This is a genomic window from Sulfitobacter sp. D7 (genome assembly GCF_003611275.1).
GTDB lineage: Bacteria > Pseudomonadota > Alphaproteobacteria > Rhodobacterales > Rhodobacteraceae > Sulfitobacter > Sulfitobacter profundi.
This window is the reverse complement of the sequence record NZ_CP020694.1, coordinates 3194637-3221004: the sequence shown is the minus strand read 5'-3', so window position 1 is coordinate 3221004 and position 26368 is coordinate 3194637. Positions and strand designations below refer to the sequence as shown.

Below are 26368 nucleotides of genomic sequence, written 5' to 3'. Positions count from 1 at the left end.
TCAGACCTGTTGCGGGCGCATGTCATCCCGGCTGATCCCGGCGACGGAAACGGGTTTCTTCATCGCGTCGCGGCGGAAGGGCTCGCCCAGCTCTTGGTTCAGCAACACCTCGATGAAGGTCGTCTTGCCCTCGTCCATCTGCGCCTTGACCGCGCGGTCCAGCGCGTCGGTCAGCTCATCCATCGACGACACTTGTACGCCCTCGACGCCACAAGCCTTGGCCACCGCGGCATAGCTCACGTCCTGCGCCAGTTCGGTACCGACGAAATTGTCGTCGAACCACAGCGTCGTGTTCCGTTTCTCCGCGCCCCACTGGTAGTTGCGAAAGATCACCATGGTCACGGCGGGCCAGTCGTCGCGGCTGACGCTGACCATCTCGTTCATCGAAATACCAAAAGCGCCATCCCCGGCAAAGCCCACCACAGGCACATCCGGGCAGGCAATCTTGGCCCCGCAGATCGCCGGGAAACCATAGCCGCAGGGGCCGAAAAGGCCGGGGGCGAGGTATTTGCGGCCTGCCTCAAATGTCGGATAAGCGTTGCCGATGGCGCAGTTGTTGCCGATGTCGGAGCTGATGATCGCCTCTTTCGGCAGCGTTTTCTGGATTGCGCGCCATGCCATGCGGGGGGACATCTTTTCCGGCTCGCGGTCGCGGGCGCGCTCGTTCCATGTGGTGCCAGGATCGTCGTCCTCGTGATCCATTGAGGTGAGTTCTTGCGCCCATGCCGATTTGGTCTGGGCGATCAGGTTGCGCCGTTCCTCGCGGCTCGCGTCGCCCGCGCTGTCGCTCAGCCCATTAAGGATCGTGCGAGCCACCTTGCCCGCGTCGCCGACGATGCCGACGCTGACCTTCTTAGTCAGGCCGATGCGGTCGGGGTTGATATCGACCTGAATGATTTTGGCGTCTTTGGGCCAATAGTCGATGCCGTAGCCCGGCAGGGTTGAAAAGGGGTTAAGCCGCGTGCCAAGCGCCAGTACCACATCGGCCTTGGCGATCAGTTCCATCGCCGCTTTCGAGCCGTTGTAGCCCAGCGGCCCGACCGACAGCGGGTGCGAGCCGGGGAAGGCGTCATTGTGCTGGTAGCCGCAACAGACAGGCGCATCGAGCCGTTCGGCCAGTTTGCGCGCGTCGTCGATCGCGCCGCCGATGACCACACCCGCGCCATTCAGGATCACCGGGAATTTCGCGTTTGAAAGCAGTTCTGCCGCCTCGGCGATGGCGGTCTCTCCGCCGGAGGGGCGCTCGAACTCGACGATGGCGGGCAGTTCGATGTCGATCACTTGGGTCCAGAAATCGCGGGGGATGTTGATCTGCGCAGGGGCGGAGTGGCGTTTGGCTTGCAGGATCACGCGGTTCAGTGTCTCGGCGATGCGGGTCGGGTCGCGCACTTCTTCTTGATAGGCGACCATGTCGCGGAAGAGCGCCATCTGCTCGACCTCCTGAAAACCGCCCTGACCGATGGTCTTGTTCGCCGCCTGCGGGGTCACCAGCAGCAGCGGCGTGTGGTTCCAATAGGCGGTTTTCACCGGCGTCACGAAGTTGGTGATCCCCGGCCCGTTTTGCGCCACCATCATCGACATCCGCCCCGACGCGCGGGTGAACCCATCGGCCATCATGCCAGAGTTACACTCATGCGCGCCGTCGTAAAAGGTGATCCCGGCGGCGGGGAACAGATCGGAGATCGGCATCATGGCCGAGCCGATAATGCCAAAGGCCGTGTCGATCCCATGCATCTGAAGGGTTTTGACGAAGGCTTCTTCGGTGGTCATTTTCATGGGGCGATCCTTTGGGCGTGGGGCAAAGCTTGGGGCAAATTACGGGTAGCCGCGGGCGGGGGTTAGGGCCAGAACTGGCCTAGCCCTAGGGCCAGATCAGCGCAGGCGGTCGATCTCTTCGGCGATCAGGCCAACCCCTTCGCCGATCCGTGCCGCGGGGATGGAGGAATAGGCCAGCCGGTAGTAATTCGTGGCCCTCTCTTCGCCCGCGAAAAAGGCGTGGCCGGGTTCAACCAGAACGTCCCGCGCGCGCAGGTTTTCGGCCAGTTGCGCGGTATCGACGCTTTCGGGCGCGCGCATCCAGAAGGACGATCCGCCGTAAGCGCCCCGGCCGGAGACGCGCAGGCCGTGCGTCTCAAGCGCCTCTTCCATGACGCGGCGACGCTCATGCAAGGCCAGCCCCATGCGACGGATCTGGGCGTCGTAATGGCCCAGAGACAGGAAATAAGCGGCAGTGCGCTGAATATGCCCCGGCGGGTGGCGCAGGACCGAGGCGCGCAGCGCGCGGGCCTCACGGATGAATGGCTCAGACCCCACCAGATACCCCAGCCGCAGCCCCGGAAAGAGCGACTTGGAGAAGCTGCCGACATAGATCACCCGCCCCTCATCATCGAGCGACTTGAGCGCGGGCGAGGCGGGTTTGAGGAAGGACATCTCAAACTCATAGTCATCCTCGACGATCAGCGCCTCAAGCGCGCGGGCGCGGGCCAAGAGCGCACGGCGGCGGTCCATCGGCATGGTCGCATTGGTCGGGCATTGGTGGCTGGGCGTGGTGAAAATCACATCCGTGTTGGGGGGGATCGCCTCAGGCGGGAGGCCGTCTTGATCCACGCGCACCGGGGTGATGTGGCAGCGGGACTGGCTCAGGATACCGCTGAGCGCCGGATAACATGGGTCTTCCAAAACGGCGCGGCGGCGTTGGGTCAGCAGTACTTGGGCGGTCAGCCAAAGCGCGTTCTGCGCGCCAAGCGTAATGAGGATTTGCTCGGGCCGCGCCGAGACGCCGCGCCGGGGCAGGATGTGGCGGGCGATGAATTCGATCAGTTGCGGGTCGTCTTGGTCGTAGTAATCGGTCGTCATCGAGGTGAAGTCGCGTTGGCCCAAGGCTTGCAGCGCGCAGAGCCGCCAGTTGGCGTGGTCGAACAGCGTCGGGTCGGCTTGGCCGTAGATGAAAGGGTAGCGGTAGCTGGCCCAGTCCTGCGGTTTGGCGGCCAGCCCATTGGCGCTGAACCGTTGACCGATGGCGCGAGTCCAATCGATGGCATCATCGGCTTCGGCTTTGGGGGCAAAGGCTGGGGGCGCGGGGGCGTTTTCGGAAACGAAATACCCCGACCGCCCGCGCGAGGTGAGGTAGTCGTTGGCCAAAAGTTCAGTATAAGCGATGGTGACCGTGATCCGGCTGACCCCAAGATGCGCCGCGAGCTTGCGGGTGGAGGGCAGTTTCTCACCCCGCTGGAACCGACCCGAGAGGATGCCTTGGGCGATCATCTGTTGGATCTGCTGTTGCAGGGTGCCTTGCGCATCGGGGCGCAGGAAAAAGGTTTCGACGGGCAGGGCCATGGGGCGAAGGTTAGGCTGGCCTTAGGGGGAGTTCAATCTGGCATTACCGCCTGTCGAATTTACTTCGGCGCGTTGCCCGCACTTCCGTTCACCCGGCACCTCGCCTAAAAGTGTCGCATGAGCATCTCCGCCCCCCTTTTGATCGCCGTGGACGGCGGTGGCACCGGTTGCCGCGCCGCCATTGGCACGCGCCGCGATGGCATTCTTGGCCGTGCATCCGGGGGGCGTGCGAATATCGGTAATGACCCGGACAGAGCGCTCGCAAACCTGCGCGGCGCGGTAGAAGCGGCAGCGGCCGAGGCGGGGCTGCCCCTCACGGCACTTAAGGACGCCACGGCGTTCATCGGGCTCGCGGGAATGAACGTCGCGCGGGACGAAGCGCGGCTGCGCGCGGCGCTGCCCTATGCCCGGATCCACGCCGACGATGACCGCCCCGCCTGCGTGGTCGGCGCGCTTGGCGAAGGCGTGGCGGGCTGGCTGCTGGCCATCGGCACGGGTACGATTGTGGCCGCGACCGACGGCACGGCGTATCGCTATGTCGGTAGCTGGGGGTTTCATCTGGCCGACCAAGGATCAGGCGCATGGCTGGGGCGGGGCGCGTTGGATTTTGCGTTGCAATGCCATGACCGTGTGCTGCCGCATAGCGACCTGACCCGCGCTCTGTTGGCGGATTTCGGCGATGATCCTGAGGCTCTCGTTTCCTTCAGCCTGACGGCGCAGCCCGGAGACTATGCGGCATTCGCGCCCAAGGTCATCGCGGCTGCCGAGGCTGGGGACCGCCACGCGCAGGCACTGATGCAAGAGGGGGCGGCCTACTACCTCCGCGCGTTGAAGGCGCTGGATTTCGCGCCCGGCGACCCGCTCTGCCTGCTGGGCGGGATCGGCCCGCATTACGCGCGTTACCTGCCAGAAGACCATCTGTCGGGGCTGATCGCGGCGCGCGGCACGGCGCTTGATGGGGCGTTTCATCTGGTCTGCAAGGCCGCAGCGGAAGAGGTTTTGCCATGAGCGAGATCGCGAGGGTTTTCACCGGGGCGGATATTCACGATGGAAAGCATCTGCACCACGGCAAGGTGCTGGCGCAGATGCAAGACGGCAGCCGCCGCATCCTTGCCTTTGAAGATGTGCCGCAGGGCGTGCCGACAGAGCGGCTGCAAGCGGGGTTGCTCTGCCCCGGTTTCGTCGATCTTCAGGTCAATGGCGGCGGCGGGGTGATGTTCAACGACAGCCCCGATGTGGCCACCCTGCGGCGCATGGCCAAGGCGCACCGCAGCACGGGTGTCGCGGCGCTTTTGCCCACCTTGATCACCGACACGCCCGATAAAACCGATGCGGCGATTGAGGCTGTCGCGGCTGCTATCGCCGAGGGGGTGCCGGGCATTATCGGGCTGCATCTGGAAGGCCCGCATCTGGCGCTATCGCGTAAGGGCGCGCATGACGGGGCGTTGATCCGCCCGATGGAGGCGGCGGATCTTGCCCTGATCCTGCGCGCCGCCGCGCTGCTGCCGAACCTTATGGTGACGGTCGCGCCGGAAAACACCAGCGCCGCGCAGATCGCCGCGATGGCCGAGGCCGGGGTCATCGTTTCGCTTGGCCATAGCGACGCGGATTACGAGACCTCTATGGCTGCTTTTGATGCGGGCGCGCGCTGCGTCACGCATCTGTTCAACGCGATGAGCCAGATGGGCAACCGCGCGCCGGGATTGGTCGGGGCGGCGCTGGCGCGAGACGGGGTTCACGCGGGGCTGATTGCCGATGGCATCCATGTGCATCCCGCCAGCATGCGCAACGCGCTGGCGGCCAAGGGCGAGGGGATTTTCCTCGTCAGTGATGCCATGGCGACGGCGGGCTCTGATATCGCGGGCTTCACGCTCAACGGGCGCGAGGTTTATCGCGCGGACGGGCGGTTGGCCTTGGCGGATGGTACCCTGGCGGGGGCGCACCTAGCGTTGGGCCGCGCGGTCCGCACGCTGACCCATGCGGTGGGAGAGCCGTTGGAGACCGCTTTGGCGCGGGCGATTTCGGGGCCGCTGGCACTGTTGCGCGATGACATGGGTCTGGGCCGGATCGAAAGCGCGGGCCAACCTTTGCTGCTGTTCGACCCCGAAAGCGGTGCGGTGGACCTGCTCGCCTAGCCTGCGACAAGCCGCCAGAAGAACACCGCGCTCATCCCAAAACCGATGGCGGCGATCAGCCCGCGCACGGTCTGTTTCGGCAAGGCCCGCGCCAGCGGCGCCCCGGCATAGCCCCCCGCCGTGGCGGCCAGCATCATCAGCAACGCCTGCGGCCATGCGACCAGCCCGGCCAAGGCAAAGACCGCCACGGAAATCGATGAGAGCACGAAGCTCAGCCCGTTCTTGAGCCCGTTCATCCCGTGCAGGTCGGTCATCCCCCAAAGCGCGAAGAGGGCCAGCAAAACGATGCCCAAGCCCCCATTGAAATAGCCGCCATAGACGCTGACCGCGAACAGGCCGAGCGCGCCTTCGGGTGTGACGGCGCGGGCATGGGACGCGGCAAAAGCGCGAATGCGGTCGCCCAGCAGGAAGGCCAGCGTCGCCGCGAGGAGCAAGAAGGGCACGACAACCGAAAAGGCCGCGTTGGACGAGACCAGCAGCAGGCCCGAGCCAACCACACCGCCCGCCAGCGTGATGAGGCTAAGCCGCAGCAACCGCTTGCGGTCAAAACCGCCCAATTCATCGCGAAAGCCGAAAGCCCCGGCAAGGTAGCCGGGAAACACCGCCACGGCACTGGTGGCATTGGCCGCCACAGGCGGCATCCCGGTAAAGACCAGCGCCGGAAAGGTCAGAAAGGTGCCGCCCCCGGCGATGGTGTTCAACACGCCCGCGCCAAAGGCCGCGATCAGCAAGATCGCGATATCGCTTAATGTGGTCATTGTCCCTCCCCACGCCATGCGGCGCTTGGAACCCTGTTAGGATCAAATCACGGCGATGCCAAGATGGGGGGGAGGCACGAAAAAGGGCTCCGACCGATGGTCGAAGCCCCAATAGCGCGAAATCGCGCGATGTCAGCCGTTTATGGGCAAGCTGCGACGTAGCGCTGGCCGTTGGAGTTCTGGTACACACATTTGCCGGACTGAGTCTGGCCGATGTAGTTGCCAGCCGCCGCACCAGCGAGACCGCCGATGATTGCGCCTTGAACCTTGTCGTCACCGCCTGAAACAGCAGCACCTGTGGCTGCGCCGAGGGCTGCACCTGTCAGGGCGCCTTGGCTGGGCGTGGTGCCGTTACAGGCGGCAAGAGTGGCGACCAGCGGAACGGCGATAAGGAATTTCTTCATGTCTTTCTCCCAAGTTACTCATTTGCCAACGCGGGGGGGTTGGAAGAGGTTCCCGCGAAAGCGATGGATGTTAAGAAAAATTTTCAACGCGGGTGTGCGCGGCAATTTTCCATCTGTTGTCATGTTCGGGCAAGACAGAGGTTTAGATAGACGAAGGCGGCACCGGGTCAACCGATGCCGCCTGTCGCAGGCTTGAAAGCGCGGTTTTACGCCGAAGCGAAAACTCGGCCCAATGCGCCATCCACCGCGGTGATGATCTCATCAATATCATCGCGTGAGGCGATCAGGGCGGGCGAGAAACACAGCGTGTTGTTCTTGCCGGGCAGGGAGCGGTTGGTGGCCCCGATGATCACCCCTTGGGCCATGCAGTCCCCGACGACGGCCTGAATACGCTTTTCCTCGACGGGGTCGCGGCTGTCGCGGTCAGTGACCAGTTCGGCGCCCAAGAACAGCCCCTTGCCGCGCACATCGCCGATCACCTTATGTTTGTCGGCCAGCGCATGAAGCTGCTCCAGCATGTAGTGGCCCATGTTGGTGGTATTCTCCAACAGGTTCTCGCGTTCGATGATGTTCATATTCTCGATGCCCGCGGTCGGCCCCGCGGTGCAGCCACCAAAGGTCGAGATGTCGCGGAAGTAGTTCAGCGGATCGCTGGCATCGTCCTTGAACATGTCAAACACGGCATCGGTCGTGACCAGACAGGCGATGGCGGCATAGCCTGAGGCGACGCCCTTGGCCATGGTCACCATGTCTGGCTGGATGCCGTAGTGCTGATAGCCGAACCAAGTCCCGGTGCGGCCCACGCCGCAGACGACCTCATCGATATGCAGCAGGATGTCGTATTTGCGGCAAATCTCTTGCACCCGCTCCCAGTAGCCCTCGGGCGGGCAGATCACGCCGCCGCCTGCTGTCACCGGTTCGAGGCAAAGCGCGCCGACGGTTTCGGGGCCTTCGGCGAGGATCACCTTTTCGATCTGGTCCGCCGCCCAGGTGCCGTAGTTTTCCTGCGGCGCACCGTCCTGTTCGAAGCTGCGATATTCCAGACAATGCGGCACGCGCACGAAACCCGGCGCGAAGGGGCCGTATTGTGCGTTGCGCTCGTCCTGCCCACCCGCCGAGAGGCAGCCGAGGGTGGTGCCGTGGTAATCGCGGTCGCGGTAGAGTATCTTGTGCTTCTTGCCGCCATAGCGTTTGTGCGCAATCTGGCGCACCATTTTGAAGGCTTTCTCATTCGCCTCGGAGCCAGAGTTGCAATAGTAGACGCGGTCTAGTCCCGGCATCTTGTCCAGCAGTTTCTCGGCGAAATGAGAACCGGGGATCGAGCCTGCGGAACCGGCGAAATAGTTCAGCTTGATCAGCTGGTCGCGCACGGCATTGGCGATGCTTTCACGGCCATAGCCGACGTTGACCGTCCAGACACCACCCGACACGGCATCAAGGTGCTCTTTGCCCTTTTGGTCCCAGACCCGCATGCCCTTGCCTTCGACAATGATGCGCGGGTCGGTCGTTTCATAGGGTTTGTGCTGGCTCAGGTGGTGCCAGATATGCGCGCGGTCGGCTTCGACAACGCGGGATATGTCGTTCTCGTTGAAATTGCCGTCCATGAGGCAAACCTTTCTGTGCGAGTGGGCGAACCCACGAATGAAGCCCGCGCAGAGGCGGGGAATGTGCCTATCACATCACCGCGAAAGTTGCGCCACAAGTAGTGCCAGTTAGGTTTGTTCCTTAAGGCCAGCCGCCGGCGCAGATTTCTTTTAAAGAAATCGGGGCGGACTTTTTTAAAATGTCCGGGGCCTTAAACGAAAACGCCGGGGTGGTGCCCCGGCGTTCAAGTTTACTTCGATTTCGGGCCGCCCTTGCCGCCCTGCTTGCCGATCTTATTCGGCGGGGTGAAGCGTTTGGACGGGTCGGACGCCCGTTTGTAGGACTTCTCACCGCCCGGCGTGGTGGCCGAGGTTGTCGGCTTGCCCTTGCCTTTGCGCGGTGCATCGCCTGCGGGCTTTTCCTTTTTCCAAACGGCTTTCGCCTTGGGCTTGCCGGTTGTTTCGCCGCCAGACTTAGGCTTGGGCGTCGCACCGGGTTTCATCGGACTGCGCTCGGTCTTGTGCGACTTTGGCGGGCGTTCGCCCTTGGGCGCGCGCGGTTTGTCGAACTTGGCCTTGTCGTATTTCGGCTTGTCGAACGACGCCGCACCGGGGCCATCCGCCGCTTTGGCGCGGGGTTTGCGCGGGGCGGGGGCGGCATCGGGATCGTAGTTATCACGCGGCGGGCGCGGGCCACGGTCGCGATCACCCTTGTAGCCGCCACCCGGCTTGGGGCCACGGTTGCCGCCGGGTTTCGGACCACGGGCCAAATCGGGGGCTTTGTCGAGCTGCGTCAGCACCGCGCCTTCTTCCAGCTTCATGTCGCCGCCAAGTGCGCTCAGCAGACCGGGAACCGAGGTTTCCAGCACTTCGACAAAGCTGTGGCTGCCCTGCACACGGATCGCGCCGATGTCGTCTTTGGTCAGATCACCGCGACGGCAAAGCATCGGCAGCAGCGTGCGCGGCTCGGCCCCGTCGTTGCGGCCGGTCGAGATCGAGAACCAGACCGATTTGCCAAAGGCCGGGCGCGGTTTGTCGTCGCCGGGCGCACCGGGTTCTGCCAGTTCTTCCGGCGCGGATTGGCGCGCGCGGTAGAGGTTGACGAAAGCGGTGGCCAGTTGCTCGGCCGAGAATTGCTCGACCAGATTGGCGACAAACCCTTCGGCATCTTCCGGGATCGGGTCGGACCATGCAGGATCGGCCAGCAGGCGGGCTTCGTCGGCGGCATTCACTTCGGTGGCAGAGGGCGGTGCCGCCCATTCCACTTTTAGCTTCGCGCCGCCGATCAGACGGTTTGCTTTGCTGCGCAGTTTCGCAGGCACGATCAGGGCGGAAACGCCCTTGCGCCCGGCGCGGCCAGTACGGCCCGAGCGGTGCAGCAGCGTGTCGGAGTTGCTGGGCAGATCGGCGTGGATCACCAGTTCAAGGTTTGGCAGGTCGATGCCGCGTGCGGCCACGTCCGTCGCAATACAAACGCGGGCCCGCCCGTCGCGCAGCGCTTGCAGCGCGTTGGTCCGCTCAGACTGCGTCAACTCACCCGACAGCGCCACGACCGAGAAACCCCGGTTGGTGAACCGTGTGGTCAGGCGCGCCACGGCGGCGCGGGTGTTGCAGAACACGATGGCGTTCTTGGCTTCATAGAAGCGCAGCACGTTGATGATCGCGTTTTCAGTGTCACGCGGGTGCACATTCAGCGCGCGGTATTCGATATCGCTGTGCTGTTTGGCTTCGCTCACCGTGGTGATGCGCTGCGCGTCGCGCTGGTAGGATTTCGCCAGTTTGGCAATCGCCGCAGGCACGGTGGCCGAGAACAGCAGCGTGCGGCGCTCTTCGGGGGATTCGGAGAGGATGAACTCAAGGTCTTCGCGGAAGCCGAGGTCGAGCATCTCATCCGCTTCGTCGAGCACCACGGCGCGGATCGCGTCGAGGTTGATGTTGTTGCGTTTGATGTGGTCACACAGACGGCCCGGCGTGGCGACGACGATATGTGCGCCCCGGTCCAGCGCGCGGCGCTCGGTCCGGGTGTCCATGCCGCCGACACAGGTGGTGACCACCGCGCCCGCTTTGCCATAAAGCCACGTCAGTTCGCGGCTGACCTGCATCGCCAATTCGCGTGTGGGCGCGATAATTAGCGCTAGCGGTGCGCCTGCTTGGCCGAAATGGCTGTCGTCGCCCAAGAGTGTCGGCGCGATGGCGAGGCCAAAGCCCACCGTCTTGCCCGACCCGGTTTGGGCGGAAACCAGAAGGTCTTGATCGTTCAGCGCTGGGTCTGTGACGGCCTCCTGTACGGCGGTAAGTGTTTCATAACCCTGTTGGGCAAGGGCATCGGCAATAGTCTGGATCACGAAGGCTGTCCTGTCTTGAACGTTTGTGCGGGGGGCGGGCACGTGGGGTGCTACCAGCCACGGCAAAGGAATCCGACCGTCGGTAGAGGGTCGGGGATGGAATGTACATGGGGGTTTTTGGGCGAATTGTCACCCTTTTTACCTGTTTGGCGGGTTTGGAGGCCCGAATGGGCGGGGAAGTGCCATTTTAGCGCTGGTCCGATCCGCTCACATCTCGGTCAGGCCAATGGCGCGGCCGGGCGGCTTCGGTTAGCTATAACCAAAGCTGAAAGAGAGAGTGAGGCAATCTGGTGCAAAGCGATCTGCCCCTGACGCGAGATCTGGTGCTGGTTGGCGGCGGGCACGCCCATGCGCTGGTGCTGCGCAAATGGGGGATGGACCCGCTGCCCGGCGCGCGGCTGACGGTCATCAACCCCGGCCCCACCGCGCCCTATACCGGCATGCTGCCCGGTCATATCGCCGGGCACTACGGGCGGGATGAATTGGAGATCGACCTGATGCGCCTGTGCCGCCACGCCGGGGCGCGGCTGATCCTTGGGGCGGCGACGGGGATTGACCGCGCGGCCCGCGCGTTCACGGTCGAAGGGCACGGGGCCGTGGCCTATGACGTGGCCTCGATCGACATAGGGATCACGGCCAAGATGGACCTGCCGGGGTTTGCGCAATACGCGGTCGGGGCCAAGCCGCTTGATGTCTATGCCGCGCGCTGGCGTGATTTTCTGGCGGCGGTCAAGGCAGGAGAACAACCGCCCGAAGTGGCGGTGATCGGTGGCGGTGTGGCGGGCTGTGAGCTTGCCATGGCGATGGCCTTTGCTCTGCGTCAGGCGGGTGTGCAGCCTGCCGTGACGGTGGTGGAACATGGGCCAGACCTCTCTGGCATGGCGCCCCGGACCGCGGCGATGCTGCGGCGGCAGATGGCGAATTTGGGGGTGGCCCTTGCGCTTGATGCCAAGGTCACGCGCATCACCGATCGGCAGGTGATCCTGGCGGGTGGCCCGCCGATTTCGGCTGCGCTTTGTGTGGGCGCTGCGGGGGCGGTGCCGCATGGATGGCTCGGGCAAACCGATTTGCCGCTGCACGCCGGGTTTATCCGTGTCGGCGCGGATCTGGGGGTTGTGGATGATGCGGCACTCTTTGCCGTGGGCGATTGCGCGCATATGGAGGCCACGCCGCGCCCAAAGGCCGGGGTTTTTGCCGTGCGGGCAGCGCCGGTGCTGCATGACAACCTGCGCGCGGCGCTAGGCGGCGGGGCTCGGCGGGTGTTCAGGCCGCAGAAACATTACCTCAAGCTGGTCTCGCTCGGGGGGAAATCCGCCGTGGCCGAGCGGAACGGGCTGGCCCTTGGCGGGGCGCTGCTTTGGCAGTGGAAGGACCGCATTGATCGCAAGTTCATGGATCAGCTTGATGACCTGCCCGAAATGAAGGGCAATGCGCTGTCGGTTCCGACGGCCTCGGGCGTGGAGGAGGCGCTGGCGGGCAAGCCGCTTTGTGGCGGTTGCGGCGCCAAGGTGGGCGGCGCGGTGCTGGGCGATCTTTTGGCAAAGGTGCAGGGGCCAATCTCCGGCGATGTCGTTACCGGGGCGGGGGATGATGCGGCGGTGCTGCGCCAACCGGGCGGTGGTTTTCAGGTGATGAGCACGGATCACCTGCGCGGCTTCATCGAAGACCCGGCGTTGATGACGCGGATCGCAGCGGTCCACGCCTTGGGCGATGTCTGGGCCATGGGGGCCAAGCCGCAGGTGGCGCTGAGTTCGATCATCATGCCGCGCATGTCGCCCGCATTGCAGGCCCGCACGTTGCGAGAGATCGCGGCGGCCGCGCAAGATGTAATGGCGGCGGCAGGGGCGCAGATTGTCGGCGGCCACACGACCATGGGCGCGGAACTGACCATCGGGTTTACGGTCACCGGCACGCGGGAGGACATGCCCATCGGTGTCGGCGGCGCGCAGCCGGGGGATGTGTTGATGCTGACCCGGCCCATCGGGTCTGGCGTGATCCTTGCCGGGCATATGGCAGGCAGTGCGCCGGGGCGGGTGGTGGCCAAAGCGCTCGGGCTCATGGCGACACCGCAGGCGCGGGAGGCGTCGATTTTGGGTGGTGCCCATGCGATGACGGATGTGACGGGCTTTGGCTTGGCGGGCCATGTGCAGGCGATTTGCCGCGCCTCGGGGCTGGCGGCAGAACTTTGGGGCGCGGCGGTGCCGCTCTATCCCGGCGCGCAGGCGCTGTCGGATCAGGGGGTGGCATCATCGCTGTTGTCGGTCAATCAGGCCGATGCTCCGATAGAGGCCGCAGGCCCGGTGAACCCGCTTTTCCACGACCCCCAGACTGCCGGGGGGCTGCTGGCGGCCTTGCCAAAGGCAGCGGCGGAAGCGGCGCAGGCACGGCTAGAGGCTGCGGGTCTGACGGGCCATATCATCGGACGGCTGGAGGCCGGTGCCCCCTCTATGCGCCTGACGTAAACCGGGTGTTCAGCGCGGCGGCGGTCTCGGCCAAGGAGGTATCGTCGAGTCTGTCGAGCGTCAGCCGCTCTATCGGCGCGGGATTGCGGCTGGCGGCTTTGGCATAGCGCGGGTCGTAGTGTTGGCCGATCAGCCCTTCGGCAAGCATGGCCCAATCGCCCGCGCGGGCTTGGGTTTGCCATGCCGCGATGGTCTCTGCGCTGTGATAGGGGCGCAGCCTGTCGATGCGGTCATCCAGCAAAGCAGGGTCCGTCGTCAGGTCGTCATAGGCCCGACAGAGAAAATCCGCCCGCGCGGCGAGCGGGGCGGCGATCTCAACCCGCGGAGCTGCGCGCATCGCGGCCCAGAGGGCGGGGGGCAGGGTGATGTTACCGATCTTGCTGCTTTCCGCTTCGACCCAGGTTACCTGCGCCGGGTCGAGCGGCGTGAGGGCTTGGGCCAGACGGGATTCAAACATTTTCTGATGCGGTTGGCCGCCGTCCACCGCGCCAAACAGCGACCCGCGATGTTGTGCCAGCCCTTCGAGGTCAAGCACCTGCGCGCCTGCCTTTGCCAGATGGTGCAGTAGCCGCGTCTTGGCCGTGCCGGTGCCGCCTTCGATCAACATCAGCCGGTGCGGCATGGGCGTGTCGTAGAGCGCCGCGACCACCAACCGCCGATAGCTGCGATAGCCACCGCGCAGCAGTTGCACGCGCCAGCCGACCTGATCAAGGATCGTAGAAAATGCGCCCGACCGCTGCCCGCCGCGCCAGCAATAGACCAGCGGCTGCCAACTGCCGCCTTTGTCTGCCAGTGCCGTTTGCAAATGGTGGCCCGTGTTCTGCGCCACCAGCGCCCCACCGATCTTGCGGGCGTCAAAAGGGCTGACTTGTTTGTAGATGGTGCCGACCTCGGCCCGCTGGGCATCCGACAGCACGGGCAGATTGATCGCGCCGGGCAGATGATCCTCGGCAAACTCCATTGGGGCGCGCACGTCGATGATGGTATCAACGTCGAGCGTGGCGAGGTCCGACAGGGCGGTGAGGGTGCAGGGGGTCATCTGAGGTGTCCGGCAAAGACCCCACGCCCTATGGCAGGGCGCGGGGCGATGGCTCAGGCTTTGGCCGCGATCACCAGCACTTCGACCAGATATTCTGGCGTGGCGAGTTTGGATTCGCCACAGGCGCGGGCGGGGGCGTTGCCTTCGGGCACCCAAGCATCCCAAACGGCGTTCATCGCCGCGAAATCGGCCATGTCGGCCAGCCAGATGGTCGATTGCAGGATGCGGGTCTTGTCGCTGCCGACCTCGGCCAGCAGGGCGTCGACCTTATCAAGGCAATCTTGGGTTTGCTGGGCCACATCCGCACCTGCCGTGCCGACCTGACCGGCAAGGTAGATCACTTCGCCATGCTCGACAATTTGGCTCATGCGGGTGTTGGTGTGATGGCGTTTGATCTCGGTCATTCTGTCTCTCCTTTGACGTTGCAAAACTTGTGGCAGCTTTGCGTGAGAGAGGCCAGATCAAAGCCTGCGGGTCAGGCCTTCTCAGCCTTTCCGCCTGCTTCTGGGCCGCCCTCTTTTGGGCCGCCTGCTTTTTCCCAACCGCCAAAACCGTCCTTTAGGTGCGCCGCGTCAAAGCCCATGTCTTGCAGTGTCGCGACCGAGATGGCCGAGCGCCAGCCCGAGGCGCAGTGAAAGACGAATTTCTTGTCTTGGGCAAAGACCTCTTTGAAGTAGGGGCTGTCGGGGTCGACCCAAAACTCCAACATCCCGCGTGGGCAGTGGAACGCACCGGGGATAAACCCGGTACGCTCGCGTTCGCGGGGATCGCGCAGGTCGACGAATTGCACGTTTTCGTCGTCCAGCATGGCGATGGCCTCAATGCTGTCGATCTCTTCGATCCGGGCACGGGCCTCAGAGACCATTTGGGCGGCGGTTTTCTTGAGGGCCATCGGGGTCTTCTCCTTACAGTTGGTTCAGCAGATCAGGCGTGGGCCAGCCATCGACGGGCATGCCTAGTCGTTTCTGTTCGGCGCGCACGGCGGCGCGGGTGCCAGAGCCGAGGATGCCATCCACATCGCCCACGTCATAGCCCATGGATTGCAATTTGCGCTGAAGTGTCTTCATCGCGTCGCCGCTAAGCCCCGGTTGCGGATTGCCTGCATCGAAAACCTGTGCGCCTTCCAGCCGTGTGGCAAAATAGGCGGCGGTCATGACGTAGGTAAAGCTCTGGTTCCATTCGAAATAGACCCTAAAATTCGGGTAGGCGATGAAGGCTGGCCCGCCGCGCCCTTGTGGCAGCAGGACCGAGGCGGTCAGCCCCTCGGCCAGCGGCCCGTTGCGGGGGGACACGCCCATCGCTTGCCATTCGCTAACGGATTTGGTGGTCTCCAGCCCGCTTTGCGACCAGTCGAAGTCTTGCGGTAGGGTGACTTCGGCCAGCCAAGGCTCACCCGCCCGCCAGCCGAGGCTTTGTAGCATTTTGGCGCCCGACAGCAGCGCATCAGGGGCAGAGGTTTTCAGCGAGACTTCGCCGTCGCCGTCGCCATCCACACCGTTTTCGATGATGTCGCGGGGCAGCATTTGTACCATGCCGATTTCGCCCGCCCATGCGCCGGTGGTGGTGGCAGGGTCGAATTCTCCGCGCTCGAAAAGCTCCAACGCCGCGAAAAGCTGTGGGCGGAACAATTCAGGACGGCGGCAGTCATGGGCTAGCGTGGCCAGCGCGTTGGCGGTGTTAAAGTCGCCTTGGATCGCGCCGTAATCCGTCTCAAACGCCCAGAAGGCCAGCAGCACGCCACGGCTGACGCCATACTCGGCTTCAACCCGGTCAAAGACCGCGTCGTATTTCTCGGCCATGGCGCGGCCCCGGTTGATCCGGTTTTCCGAGATCAAGTGGCGCGAAAATTCGATGAAGGGCTTTTGAAACACCCCCTGCGCCTGATCGGCGCGCAGCACGGCGGGGTCTTGGCGCAGACCTGCAAAAAACTGATCGGCAGTGGCGGGGTCGGCGCCATTCGCCACGGCTTCGGCTTTGGCATCGGCGATGAAGCTGGAGAAATCACCGCCACAGGCCGTTTGCGCAAAGGCGGTGGCGGGAAGGGTGAGGGCCGCAAGGGTGGCGGCTAGAAAAGTGGGGCGCATGGATATCCTCATAGTCACAGACAGGCCAGAACTAGGGCGATTGCCCACATCACCAACCATGCCTGCCAGAGGCGGGTGATGGCCGCATCGATCTCCTGAGGTCCGATGACGCGCGCCCCCGCGCCGTGCACCCAAGGAAACTGCTGCACCTTCCCATCATAGCTGCGCGGACCGGCGAGGGCCACACCTATGGCCCGCGCCATGGCGGCTTCCGGCCAACCGGCGTTGGGCGAACGGTGCAGCGCCGCATCTGCCCGAATGTTGCGCCAGTGGTGCAAAACCCCGCCGGGGAGCGCGATGAGCAGCGCGGTCAGCCGTGCGGGGGCGAGGTTCAGCAGGTCATCCATCCGCGCCGCAGCCCAGCCGAAATCCGCATAGCGCGGGGTGCGGTAGCCGATCATACTGTCGGCGGTGTTGACGATTTTATAGACCAGCAGCCCCGGCAGTCCGCCCAGCAGAAACCAAAAGGCAGGCGCGATGATGCCATCGCTGAGGTTTTCCGCGCCGCTTTCGATGGCCGAGCGTGCCACGGCGTCTGGGGGCATCTCGCCAGTGTCGCGGCTGACGATCATCGCCACCGCGCGGCGGCCTGTGGGCAGCGATTGGCGCAGTCCGTCCGCCACCGCGCGCAGGTGCTCAACGAGGGAGCGTTGCGCCAGCAGGATCGCGGCGATGATGATCTCGGCCGGTGGGCCAAGAAGGCTCAGCACCCAGCCAAGGCACGCCATCCCGATCATCAGCGCCAGCAGCAGCGCCACGCCCTTGGCACGCCGCGAATGGCCGTGGTTCAACCGACGATCCCCAGAGCCGATCAGCCGCCCCATCAGCACCGCCGGATGCGCCAAGCGCCGCCAGAGCCATTCCGGTTCTCCAAGGGCCGCGTCGAGCAGCATGGCCAGCGCAAGGACCGCCGCCGTGCTCATGCCAGCACCCGCTCCAACCGCGACCAACCCTCGGCGGGGGGCAGGCCGAGGCGCAGCCAGCGTGGGTTATAGGGGAAGACGCGGGTCCAGATGTGATGCTGGGCGAGGCGTTCCTGCCAAGCTTGCGCGTCATCGACCTCATAAAGCCGGAAAAGCGGAGTGCCGCCGACGGTTTGCGCCCCCGCTTCGGTCATCAATGTGTCGAGACGGGTGGCGTCAGTCGCCAGCCGGACCCGCGTGGCCTCGGCCCAAGCGCCATCCCGCAAGGCCGCCGCGCCAATATGCAATGCCGGTCCGCTTACCGGCCAAGGGCCGAGCATCTGGCCAAGCCGTGCCACCAAGGCCGGATCGCCGATGACAAAGCCCAGCCGCAGCCCGGCCAGCCCCCAGAACTTGCCAAAGCTTTTGAGGATCAGCGTGCCGGGTGTCGTGGCCTGCGCCATGAGGGTGGCATCAGGCGTGATGTCGCAAAAGCTCTCGTCGATGATGCTGAGGGGGGCGGTGACCTCTGCCGCATCCCAAAGCCGCCCGTCGGGGTTGTTGGGGTGCACATGGACGGCGGCGTGAGTGTCACCCTCTTCGACCACCTGCCAGCCGTTCTCGGCAAAGCTTGCGGCATGTTCATTGTAGGTCGGGCCGGGGATGCGCACGCGGCCCTTCGGTGCCAGCGCCGGGATGCGCGCAATGGCCGAGGATGCACCCGGCACGGCCAGCAGCGCAGCATCCGCTGGCACCTTCCAAAAGGCACGGGCGGCATCCACAAGCGCGGTTTGCGCTGCGGCATCGGGAAGCGCGTTCCACGCTTCAGCAGGCAGGGCGGGGATCGGGTAGGGCTGCGGATTGATCCCGGTCGACAGGTCGATCCACTCCGCCCGCTGCCCGCCGAAACGCGCCGCTGCCGCATCGACACCGCCGCCGTGGTCGCGCTGATCTGGCTGTTGCATCATCGTCCCCCTGCCGTTCTTGCTGCGGTGAAAGCGCAAAAGCGCTGCGCGATCAAGCGCCTTCCGCAAGGCAGGCAGGGAGAGAAGGGATCAGCCGCGCCCGTGCGGCGCGTCGAAATCCAGCACCGGGTTGATCGGGATGATCCGATGCGGGTTAATCGTGTCGTGGCTGTAGTGGTAGTGCCGCACGATATGGTCGAAGTTCACCGTCTCGGCCACGCCCGGCACCTGATAGAGTTCGCGCGTATAGGCCCAGATGTTCTGGTAATCGACGATCCGTTTGCGGTTACACTTGAAGTGCAGGTGATAGACCTTGTCGAAGCGCACCAGCGTGGTGAAGAGCCGCCAGTCGGCCTCGGTCATCTTGTCGCCTGCAAGGTAGCGGTTTTGCGATAGGATGTCTTCGATCCAATCCAATGTGTCGAAGAGCGGATGCACGGCGGCGTCATAGGCCTCCTGCGTGGTGGCGAAACCGGATTTGTAGACGCCATTGTTCAGCGTGTCATAGACGCGGGCGTTCACCTCTTTGATGCGGTCGTGCAGCGCGGCGGGGTGGTAGTCATCGCTGTTGCCGGTCAGCTCATCAAAGGCGCTGTTGAACATGCGGATGATCTCGGCGCTCTCGTTGCTCACGATGGTCTCGCGCTCTTTGTCCCAGAGGATCGGCACGGTGACGCGGCCCGTGAAATTGGGATCGGCACGGGTATAGATGTCGCGGGCATAGGGCAGGCCAAAGAGGGTATCGCCAGTGGCGCCGGGGAAGTCACCATCAAAGGTCCAGCCTTCGCCCAGCATATCGGGGTGTACGACCGACACGCCGATGTGATCCTCCAGCCCCTTCAATTGGCGGAAGATCAGCGCGCGATGCGCCCAAGGGCAGGCATAGCTGACATAGAGGTGATAGCGGCCCGATTCTGCTTTGAACCCGCCGTCGCCGCTGGGGCCGGCGCTGCCATCGGCGGTTACCCAGTTGCGAAACTTCGCTGCGGCGCGCTCAAACTTGCCGCCTGAGGATTTGGTATCATACCATTTGTCTTGCCATTTTCCGTCAACCAATAGGCCCATCTTGTTCTCCTTTGCATATTTGAGGATATATCTAGGGCAGCGCATGCGACCTGCACATCTTCATGCGCGCGCAGCCGCCCTGCGCTGGCGCAGACTGCCCAAACGTCATCAAATCTTAACTTGAATTTTCTACGTTTTAGCCCAGCTTAGAAGGCATTAGCGGGGGGATGATCATGGAAGAATTTCTGTCGAAAGAGATACAGGCGGGGCTTGATGCTGCGCGTATGGCAAGCCTGCGCAAAGGCGCGCGCCTGCGGCTTGAGGTGGGCGGTGATGTCTACCGGGTGCTGCGTATGTGGAAGACCGGTTTTTCCGTCGATGCGGCAGATGCGCCCAAGCTGCGCGGGCTGGTCGATCTTTATGATGGCAGCCTGCATCTGTTCCAATGTCTCATCGTGGCGAGCGAGGAAGAAGCGGGCGAAATGCGTTATGAGTTCAAACGCGCGACCGCCGTGGCAGACCGTCCGCCGCTTGATTTCGAGCGTCCCGCCGATGCGCCACTGGGGCTGATCGAAGACGGCCGCGCCTGAAAGGGCGACACGGCGGGCCAGTCCCGCCGCGCCATTTTCCGATTATTGTAGATCGCTGAAAGCTTTGACGAGCCGGTCGCAAGCTTCCTCGACCCGCGCGCGTGGCGTGGCGAGGTTGAAGCGCAGGAAGCTTTCGCCCCCGGTGCCGAAGGTGGCGCCGTGGTTGGCTGCGATGGCGGCGCTTTTCTCGACACGTTTCTGAAACTCCGCCGGGTCCATCCCTGTGCCCGAAAAGTCCACCCAAGCCAGATAGGTCGATTCCAGCGGCATCGAACCTAGCCCCGGAATCGCGTTCACCGCGTCATCGAAGATCTGCCGGTTTCCGTCCAGATAGGCGGTCAGTTCATCCACCCACGCTGCACCCTCGGGGGAATAGGCCGCCGTTGCCATGATCAGCCCGAAGGAGTTCGCCGAGACGCCCAAAGCCGCCATGCGCTGGGCGAAGCGTTGGCGCAGCTTGGGGTCGTGAATGATGACGTTCCCGGTATGGCCGCCGGCGATGTTGAAAGTCTTGGTCGTGGCGGTCATCATCACCAGACGGTCTTCGATTCCGCCGATATGCGCCATGGGGATGTGCTTGTGCCCCGGCATCACCAGATCGTGGTGGATTTCATCCGAGACCAGCACCAGATCGTGCCGCTTGGCGAAATCGGCCACGCCTTGCAGTTCTTCGCGGCTCCAGACACGCCCGCCGGGGTTATGCGGCGAGCAGAGGATCACCATTTTCTCATCCCCGGTCATCAGGGCGTCATAGGCGTCGAAATCCATCTCGTAGCGGCCCGAGGCATTGGTCAGCGGGCATTCTACCACGCGCCGCTCGGCGGCGTTAATCACGCGGGCGAAGGCGTGATAGACCGGGGTGAACAGCACGACGCCATCGCCGGGCTGCGTGAACGCATCAACGCACATCGCGGTGCCGTTCACCAGACCGTGGGTGGTAAAGATCGCATCGGCGTCGACCTTCCAGCCGTGACGGTTTTCCATCCACCATTGGATCGCGGCAAGGTATTCGCTGTCGTCGCCGAAATACCCGTGCACCCCGTGGTCGATCTGGGCCTGAAGCGCGTCCTGCACCACCTGCGGGGGGCGGAAATCCATGTCGGCCACCCACATGGCGATGCCGCTGTCCGCGGGCACGCCATAGATCGCTTCCATCTTGTCCCATTTCGCACAATGGGTGCCGCGCCGGTCGATGATGTCGTCAAAGCTCATGCTGGTCTCTCCTGATATTGCGGCCAAGCTAACGGCTGCCGCAGGCGCTGCAAGCCCCCGGTTGCGCGATGCCCGGGCATGGCCTAAATGAGCGGGATGAAACGCCCGATCCTTTTGCACCCCGACCCACGGCTCAAGAAAGCCGCAGCCCCCGTCACTGATCTCAGCGACGAGTTGCGCGTGCTGGGCGATGATATGTTGACCACCATGTATGACGCGCCGGGCATCGGCCTTGCCGCGCCGCAGATCGGCGTGCTGAGCCGTGTCATCGTGCTCGATTGCGTCAAAGAAGAGGGCGAAGCGCCGCGCCCGCTGTTGATGTTCAACCCTGAGATCGTGGCTTCTTCGGATGACCTCAGCACCTATGAGGAAGGCTGCCTGAGCATTCCTGAGCAATACGCCGATGTGACCCGCCCGGCTGAGGTTGAGGTCCGCTGGCTCGACCGCGACGGCAAAGAGCAGCAGGAGGCGTTTGACGGCCTCTGGGCAACCTGTGTGCAGCATGAGATTGACCACCTCGATGGAAAGCTGTTCATTGACTACCTCAAGCCCCTGAGGCGCCAGATGATCACCCGCAAGATGGTCAAGCTCAAGCGTGAGCTGGCGCGCGAATGAGTGTGCTAGAGGTTCTCCGCTGGCCCGACCCACGTCTGGCCGAGATCTGCGCGCCGATTGAAGAAATCACGCCTGAGATCGAGCAGCTTGCTGCCGATAAGTTGGAAACGATGTATGCCACCCCGGGGCGCGGCTTGGCCGGGCCGCAAGTCGGCGCGATGCTGCGCCTGTTTGTGATGGATGCGGGCTGGAAAGAGAATAAATCGGACCCACTGGTTTGCATCAACCCGATGTTTCAAGAGATCGGCGAAGAGCGTGTGACCAATACCGAAGGCTGCCTGAGCATCCCCGGCATCAGCACCGACATTTCCCGTCCGTCGCAGGTGCAGATGGTTTGGACCGGGCTGAATGGGGGCCGCTATGTGCAGAGCTTTGAGGGCGCTGCCGCGTTGATCGCGCAGCATGAGATGGACCACCTTGATGGCGTGGTGACATTCGATCATCTGGATGCGGAAACCCGCGCTGCCAAGATTGCGGAGTTTGAAGCCCAATGACCCTACGCCGCTACGTTGCATGGCCCGACAAACGCCTACGCAGCCCCGCCGAACCCATTGAGGCGGTGACGGATGAAATTCGCACCCTTTGGGACGATATGATCGAGACGATGGACGCCATGCCCGGCGTCGGCCTTGCCGCGCCGCAGATTGGGGTGATGTTGCAGGTCGCGGTGGTCGATGCCTCCGAGGCACGCAACAAGCGCATCCGTTTGGCAAACCCGGTGATTATAGACGCCTCTGCCGTGCTGCACCCTTATGAGGAAGCCAGCCCGAACCTGCCCGGTTTCAGCGCCGTGATCCGCCGCCCTCGCGGCGTGAAGGTGCGGTTCCTTGATGAGACGGGGGCAGAGGTCGAACGCGATTTCGTCGGGCTGGAGGCGGTCAGTGTCCAACACCAGATCGACCATCTGGCGGGCAAGATGTATTTCGATAACCTCAGCAAAACCAAGCGCGACATGCTGTTGCGCAAGGCGCGCAAACTGGGCGGCTGACGGCCTCGGGGCTGCCCGTCCTTCAGGAGTGAACAGATGCGACTGATCTTTATGGGCACGCCCGATTTTTCGGTGCCGATACTCGATGCGCTGGTGCAGGCGGGGCATGACATCTGCGCCGTCTATTGCCAGCCACCACGCCCTGCGGGCCGGGGCAAGAAACCCCGCCCCAGCCCGGTGCAGCAACGCGCCGAAGAGATTGGCCTGCTGGTGCGGCATCCGGTGTCGCTTAAACACCCCGAACCGCAGGAAGAATTCGCCGAGCTTGACGCAGATGCGGCGGTGGTCGTGGCCTACGGTCTGATCTTGCCGCAGGTCATTCTGGACGCGCCGAAACGGGGCTGCCTGAACATCCACGCAAGCCTGCTGCCGCGCTGGCGCGGGGCGGCGCCCATTCACCGTGCGATCATGGCGGGGGATGAAAAGACCGGCGTTTGCATCATGCAGATGGAAGCGGGGTTGGACACTGGGCCCGTGCTGCTCTGCGAAGAGACCGAGATCGGCGCGGCCGAGACCACGGCCGAATTGCACGACCGGCTGAGCGCCATAGGCGCGGTGGCGATCAACAAGGCGCTGTCGCGGTTGTCGGACCTGCCCCCCCAGCCTCAGCCCGACGAGGGCGTGACCTATGCCGCCAAGATCGACAAGGCCGAGGCGCGCATCGACTGGGCCCGCCCGGCGGTTGAGGTAGACCGGCTGATCCGGGGCCTGTCGCCCTTTCCCGGCGCGTGGTTCGAAATCGACGGCCAGCGGGTGAAGGTGCTGGGATCGGTGCTGGACGAAGGCACCGGCGCGGCGGGCGAGGTGCTGTCAGATGACCTGCGCATCGCTTGCGGCGACGGTGCGGTGCGGCTCACGCGGTTGCAGCGCGCGGGCAAGGGCGTGCAGGAGGCGGATGTGTTTCAGCGCGGCGCGCAGATCCCGGTCGGCACTAACCTGAGCGCCGCTTAAGCGCTCAGCTTTTCGGCGGGGTGCTTTTGTAGACCGGCAGGTGCCAGCCGAAATAAAGCGATCCGGCGCGCAGCACCCAAGTGGTGGCGGCGCAGGCCAATAGCGGGTAGAGCGTCCCGTCGAAATAAGGCGCCAGCAGCACGGCCACAGCGGCACCGGAGAGCGCCGCAGTGGCGTAGAGTTCGCCTTGCGTCAGCACCAGTGGCAATTGGCCCACCACCACATCGCGCATCAACCCGCCCATGCAGCCGGTGATCATACCCATGACAATGATAATGGCGGCTGACTGTTCTTGAGACATTGCCACGCCGACCCCCGCCGCAACAGCGACTGCAAGCGCCAGACTGTCGAGCCAGATCAACGTGCGAAAGCGGCTTTCCAGAAGATGCGCGGTGAAAAACACCACCAGCGCCGCCACGATGGCCACGCCGAGCATACTGGGCGTTTCTATCCAAAAGATCGGGTTGCGGTCGAGCAGGAGGTCGCGGATCGTGCCGCCGCCCACGGCGGTCAGGCAGGCGATAAAGGCAAAGCCCACGATATCAAGCTGCGCGCGGCTGGCCACTAGCGCGCCGGTGATGGCAAAGACCAGCACGGCGGCGTAGTCGAGCAGGGCCAGCAGGCTCACTTTTTGCCGCCCGGTTTGAAGGGGGCCATGCCGGCGCGGGCCAGTTCATCGGCGCGTTCGTTTTCGGGGTGGCCGGCGTGACCTTTGACCCATTTCCACGTCACATTGTGCCGCGCGTTCGCCGCGTCCAGCCGTTGCCAAAGCTCCGCGTTTTTCACGGGTTTTTTGGCGGCGTTCTTCCAGCCGTTTTTCTTCCAGCCAAAGATCCAACCGGTGATGCCGTTTTTGACGTAGTTGCTGTCGGTCACGATGGTGATCTCAGTGGCGCGGCTGAGCGATTCCAGCGCCGAGATCGCGGCCATCAGTTCCATGCGGTTGTTGGTGGTTTGCGCCTCGCCGCCCTTCAACTCGCGTTCCTTGACGATCTTGTCGCCGTCCATGGCGCGCATCAACACGCCCCAGCCACCGGGGCCGGGATTGCCTGAGCAGGCTCCGTCTGTGTAGGCGTAAAGGTCTGGCATGTCGGCTCCCGTCGCGGTTTCAACGCGGTTTAGGCGGCTGGCGCGCGGCGGTCAATCAGGCGGGTTGGCGCAAGACGCGGGGCACCTTGAACTCGACGTTTTCCTGCGCGGTTTCGACCAGTTCGGTGGTCACGTCATAGCGCGCTTTGAAGGCGTCGATCACTTCGTTGATCAGCACTTCGGGGGCCGATGCGCCCGCCGTGATGCCGATGCTGCCGATCCCATCAAGCGCGCGCCAATCAATGTCGTCCGCACGTTGCACCAGTTGCGCATAGGCGCAGCCCGCACGGGCACCGACTTCGACCAGACGTTTGGAGTTCGATGAATTCGGCGCGCCGACCACCAGCATCGCGTCGCATTTGGGCGCCATGGCTTTGACGGCTTCCTGACGGTTGGTGGTGGCGTAGCAGATGTCTTCTTTATGCGGGCCGATGATGGATGGGAACCGCGCCTGAAGGGCTGCGACGATATCGGCGGTGTCATCGACGCTGAGCGTGGTCTGGGTGACATAGGCCAGCTGCGCCTCATCACGCACGGCGACCCCGGCCACATCGTCGGGGGTTTCAACAAGCAACACATCGCCGTCGGGCAGTTGGCCCATGGTGCCGACCGTCTCAGGGTGGCCCGCGTGGCCGATCATAATGATCTGCAGCCCTGCATCGGCATGGCGCTGTGCTTCGATATGGACCTTGGAGACCAGTGGGCAGGTGGCATCGACATAGATCATATTGCGCGCCTGCGCCGCCGAGGGCACGGATTTCGGCACGCCATGGGCGGAAAAGATCACCGGACGGTCGTCGGGGCATTCGGAGAGTTCCTCGACAAAGACCGCGCCCTTGTCGCGCAGCCCGTCGACGACGAATTTGTTGTGCACGATCTCATGGCGCACATAGACTGGGGCGCCCCATTTCTCGAGCGCCATTTCGACGATCTTGATCGCCCGGTCCACGCCCGCGCAGAATCCGCGCGGCGCGGCGAGGTAGAGGGTCAGGGGCGTGTTGGTCATGCGAAGTCTCCGAACGGCTTGGCGCAGAGGTAAGGGCTTGGGCGCTCTTCGTCCAGCCCGTCAGCCTTTCTTGGGCGCAGCCTCGCCCGCGGTGCCGTGAACGAGGGCGGCGGCCTGCGCCCGGTTGCGGATGCCCAATTTGCGGTAGCCCGATTTCGCATAGTCCGAGACGGTGTGGATCGAGAGGTTGCAACGATGCGCGGTTTGCTGGCGGGTGTAGCCATGGGCCAGCAGGTTCACCACTTCGGCTTCGCGCGGGCTGAGTTTGCCAAAGGCCGATGGGGTCTCGGGCAGGGGTAACGGGGCGGTGCCGGTCAGGTCTTCGATGCGGCGGTGCATCAGCAGGCAAAAGAGGCGAAGATCCTCGGCCACGTCGCTAAAGCTCCGTTCAAACTCATCGGCCTCCATCCAATTGCCGATGATGAAGCCACCGAAACGTTCTGATCCTTTCAGCCGCATGGGCACCGCAAAGGCGGCGTGCAAACCTTCCCGTCCTGCGCGTGCGATCAGCGAATGCTCAGAGGGGGTAACATCGGGGTAAAGGTGCACGAAGGCCTGACCGATTGTCAGGACTTCATAGCTGGTGCACGAATGGTGGAGAAAGGGGTCATCCTCGGGGGGGAGATCATCGTAAAGGTCGGGGATGGTGGATAAAAACTGGGCATCTTTGAAATCTGCCCCGACGCTGATGTGAATGGCGTGGGTGAAACCAATCTGTCGCAGCGCCTCTACAATGCCGTCCCAGAGCTTGCCTACATCCTGTAGCTTCTCCAGCCGCACCGCATCATCGAAAAGCATCGTCCCTCACTTTAACCCCCCTTTTTCGGGGGGTCGTCTACTTCTACGGGAACGGGTACTGTGGGATCAAGGGGAACGCATGGGTTCATGTGCTGTATTGT

26 protein-coding genes are annotated in these 26368 nt (G+C 63.8%); 8 read left to right on the top strand and 18 right to left on the bottom strand.

Translation table 11 applies throughout. The features are described 5' to 3' along the window. Positions 1-1776 carry a sulfoacetaldehyde acetyltransferase gene (gene xsc, locus B5M07_RS15820; RefSeq protein ID WP_120351993.1) on the bottom strand — a complete coding sequence of 592 codons (1776 nt, stop codon included), beginning with the start codon at positions 1774-1776 and terminating at the stop codon, positions 1-3. 96 nt (positions 1777-1872) lie between these two features. Then, positions 1873-3336, bottom strand: a complete 1464-nt coding sequence (gene pdxR / locus B5M07_RS15815) for a MocR-like pyridoxine biosynthesis transcription factor PdxR (RefSeq protein WP_120351992.1) — start codon at positions 3334-3336, stop codon at positions 1873-1875. 117 nt (positions 3337-3453) lie between these two features. Between pdxR and B5M07_RS15810 the strand changes: the two genes are divergently transcribed. Further along, entirely contained in the window at positions 3454-4344 is an 891-nt protein-coding gene (locus tag B5M07_RS15810; RefSeq protein WP_120351991.1) for a BadF/BadG/BcrA/BcrD ATPase family protein, read from the top strand. Continuing rightward, positions 4341-5471: an N-acetylglucosamine-6-phosphate deacetylase gene (nagA, locus tag B5M07_RS15805; protein ID WP_120351990.1), complete on the top strand. Its 1131-nt coding sequence runs from the start codon at positions 4341-4343 to the stop codon at positions 5469-5471. The genes B5M07_RS15810 and nagA overlap by 4 nt, the downstream gene beginning before the upstream one ends. Here the strand turns inward: nagA and B5M07_RS15800 are convergent. The 4 genes from B5M07_RS15800 to B5M07_RS15785 form a co-directional block, all read right to left on the bottom strand. After that, positions 5468-6229: a sulfite exporter TauE/SafE family protein gene (locus B5M07_RS15800; protein WP_120351989.1), complete on the bottom strand. Its 762-nt coding sequence runs from the start codon at positions 6227-6229 to the stop codon at positions 5468-5470. The two genes, nagA and B5M07_RS15800, sit on opposite strands and share 4 nt — an antisense overlap. Before the next feature lie 140 nt (positions 6230-6369). Beyond that, positions 6370-6633 (bottom strand): glycine zipper 2TM domain-containing protein, encoded by a 264-nt coding sequence (locus B5M07_RS15795; RefSeq protein WP_067631066.1) that lies wholly within the window; start codon positions 6631-6633, stop codon positions 6370-6372. A gap of 206 nt (positions 6634-6839) precedes the next feature. Then, on the bottom strand, positions 6840-8237 hold the full coding sequence (locus B5M07_RS15790; protein ID WP_120351988.1) for an aminotransferase family protein: 1398 nt from the start codon (positions 8235-8237) through the stop codon (positions 6840-6842). A gap of 230 nt (positions 8238-8467) precedes the next feature. Beyond that, positions 8468-10561: a DEAD/DEAH box helicase gene (locus B5M07_RS15785; RefSeq protein WP_120351987.1), complete on the bottom strand. Its 2094-nt coding sequence runs from the start codon at positions 10559-10561 to the stop codon at positions 8468-8470. A gap of 290 nt (positions 10562-10851) precedes the next feature. Between B5M07_RS15785 and selD the strand changes: the two genes are divergently transcribed. Next, positions 10852-13023, top strand: a complete 2172-nt coding sequence (gene selD / locus B5M07_RS15780) for a selenide, water dikinase SelD (RefSeq protein ID WP_441351396.1) — start codon at positions 10852-10854, stop codon at positions 13021-13023. On the opposite strand, the gene mnmH is transcribed toward selD, so the two are convergent. The 7 genes from mnmH to B5M07_RS15745 form a co-directional block, all read right to left on the bottom strand. Beyond that, the gene (mnmH, locus tag B5M07_RS15775) at positions 13007-14062 is read right to left on the bottom strand and encodes a tRNA 2-selenouridine(34) synthase MnmH (protein ID WP_120351985.1); all 1056 of its coding nucleotides are present in this window, start codon (positions 14060-14062) and stop codon (positions 13007-13009) included. The two genes, selD and mnmH, sit on opposite strands and share 17 nt — an antisense overlap. Before the next feature lie 53 nt (positions 14063-14115). Then, the gene (locus B5M07_RS15770) at positions 14116-14466 is read right to left on the bottom strand and encodes a RidA family protein (RefSeq protein WP_067627636.1); all 351 of its coding nucleotides are present in this window, start codon (positions 14464-14466) and stop codon (positions 14116-14118) included. A 71-nt stretch (positions 14467-14537) separates the two neighbouring features. Then, complete coding sequence (locus B5M07_RS15765) at positions 14538-14954, bottom strand: rhodanese-like domain-containing protein (RefSeq protein WP_120351984.1); 417 nt, start codon at positions 14952-14954, stop codon at positions 14538-14540. Between the two features lie 13 nt (positions 14955-14967). Further along, positions 14968-16146: a lytic murein transglycosylase gene (locus B5M07_RS15760; RefSeq protein ID WP_120351983.1), complete on the bottom strand. Its 1179-nt coding sequence runs from the start codon at positions 16144-16146 to the stop codon at positions 14968-14970. Between the two features lie 14 nt (positions 16147-16160). Further along, the gene (cbiB, locus tag B5M07_RS15755) at positions 16161-17069 is read right to left on the bottom strand and encodes an adenosylcobinamide-phosphate synthase CbiB (RefSeq protein WP_120351982.1); all 909 of its coding nucleotides are present in this window, start codon (positions 17067-17069) and stop codon (positions 16161-16163) included. Continuing rightward, positions 17066-18016, bottom strand: a complete 951-nt coding sequence (gene cobD, locus B5M07_RS15750) for a threonine-phosphate decarboxylase CobD (RefSeq protein ID WP_441351395.1) — start codon at positions 18014-18016, stop codon at positions 17066-17068. The genes cbiB and cobD overlap by 4 nt, the downstream gene beginning before the upstream one ends. A gap of 87 nt (positions 18017-18103) precedes the next feature. Then, the gene (locus B5M07_RS15745; protein WP_120351981.1) at positions 18104-19078 is read right to left on the bottom strand and encodes a glutathione S-transferase family protein; all 975 of its coding nucleotides are present in this window, start codon (positions 19076-19078) and stop codon (positions 18104-18106) included. Positions 19079-19251: 173 nt separating this feature from the next. Here B5M07_RS15745 and B5M07_RS15740 point away from each other — a divergent pair, with 173 nt between their 5' ends. Next, a complete protein-coding gene (locus B5M07_RS15740; protein ID WP_120352295.1) occupies positions 19252-19608 on the top strand; it encodes a hypothetical protein in 357 nt (118 codons plus the stop codon). 42 nt (positions 19609-19650) lie between these two features. On the opposite strand, the gene B5M07_RS15735 is transcribed toward B5M07_RS15740, so the two are convergent. Continuing rightward, a complete protein-coding gene (locus tag B5M07_RS15735) occupies positions 19651-20820 on the bottom strand; it encodes a MalY/PatB family protein (protein WP_120351980.1) in 1170 nt (389 codons plus the stop codon). Positions 20821-20916: 96 nt separating this feature from the next. Between B5M07_RS15735 and def (B5M07_RS15730) the strand changes: the two genes are divergently transcribed. Genes def (B5M07_RS15730) through fmt form a run of 4 tightly spaced genes read left to right on the top strand, consistent with a single transcriptional unit; the run spans position 20917 to position 23374 of the window. Beyond that, positions 20917-21435: a peptide deformylase gene (gene def, locus B5M07_RS15730; RefSeq protein ID WP_205570875.1), complete on the top strand. Its 519-nt coding sequence runs from the start codon at positions 20917-20919 to the stop codon at positions 21433-21435. Then, complete coding sequence (def, locus tag B5M07_RS15725) at positions 21432-21929, top strand: peptide deformylase (RefSeq protein WP_120351978.1); 498 nt, start codon at positions 21432-21434, stop codon at positions 21927-21929. The genes def (B5M07_RS15730) and def (B5M07_RS15725) overlap by 4 nt, the downstream gene beginning before the upstream one ends. Beyond that, positions 21926-22423 carry a peptide deformylase gene (gene def / locus B5M07_RS15720; protein ID WP_120351977.1) on the top strand — a complete coding sequence of 166 codons (498 nt, stop codon included), beginning with the start codon at positions 21926-21928 and terminating at the stop codon, positions 22421-22423. The genes def (B5M07_RS15725) and def (B5M07_RS15720) overlap by 4 nt, the downstream gene beginning before the upstream one ends. 36 nt (positions 22424-22459) lie before the next feature. Then, on the top strand, positions 22460-23374 hold the full coding sequence (fmt, locus tag B5M07_RS15715) for a methionyl-tRNA formyltransferase (protein ID WP_120351976.1): 915 nt from the start codon (positions 22460-22462) through the stop codon (positions 23372-23374). A gap of 4 nt (positions 23375-23378) precedes the next feature. Here fmt and B5M07_RS15710 read toward each other — a convergent pair whose 3' ends face one another. Genes B5M07_RS15710 through B5M07_RS15695 form a run of 4 tightly spaced genes read right to left on the bottom strand, consistent with a single transcriptional unit; the run spans position 23379 to position 26267 of the window. Beyond that, positions 23379-24002: a trimeric intracellular cation channel family protein gene (locus tag B5M07_RS15710; protein WP_120351975.1), complete on the bottom strand. Its 624-nt coding sequence runs from the start codon at positions 24000-24002 to the stop codon at positions 23379-23381. Next, positions 23999-24463 (bottom strand): ribonuclease HI, encoded by a 465-nt coding sequence (gene rnhA, locus B5M07_RS15705; protein WP_120351974.1) that lies wholly within the window; start codon positions 24461-24463, stop codon positions 23999-24001. The genes B5M07_RS15710 and rnhA overlap by 4 nt, the downstream gene beginning before the upstream one ends. 55 nt (positions 24464-24518) lie before the next feature. Beyond that, positions 24519-25469, bottom strand: coding sequence for a 4-hydroxy-3-methylbut-2-enyl diphosphate reductase (ispH, locus tag B5M07_RS15700; protein ID WP_120351973.1), 951 nt, complete (start codon positions 25467-25469; stop codon positions 24519-24521). A 60-nt stretch (positions 25470-25529) separates the two neighbouring features. Further along, entirely contained in the window at positions 25530-26267 is a 738-nt protein-coding gene (locus B5M07_RS15695; RefSeq protein WP_120351972.1) for a helix-turn-helix transcriptional regulator, read from the bottom strand. Between the last annotated feature and the right edge of the window lie 101 nt (positions 26268-26368).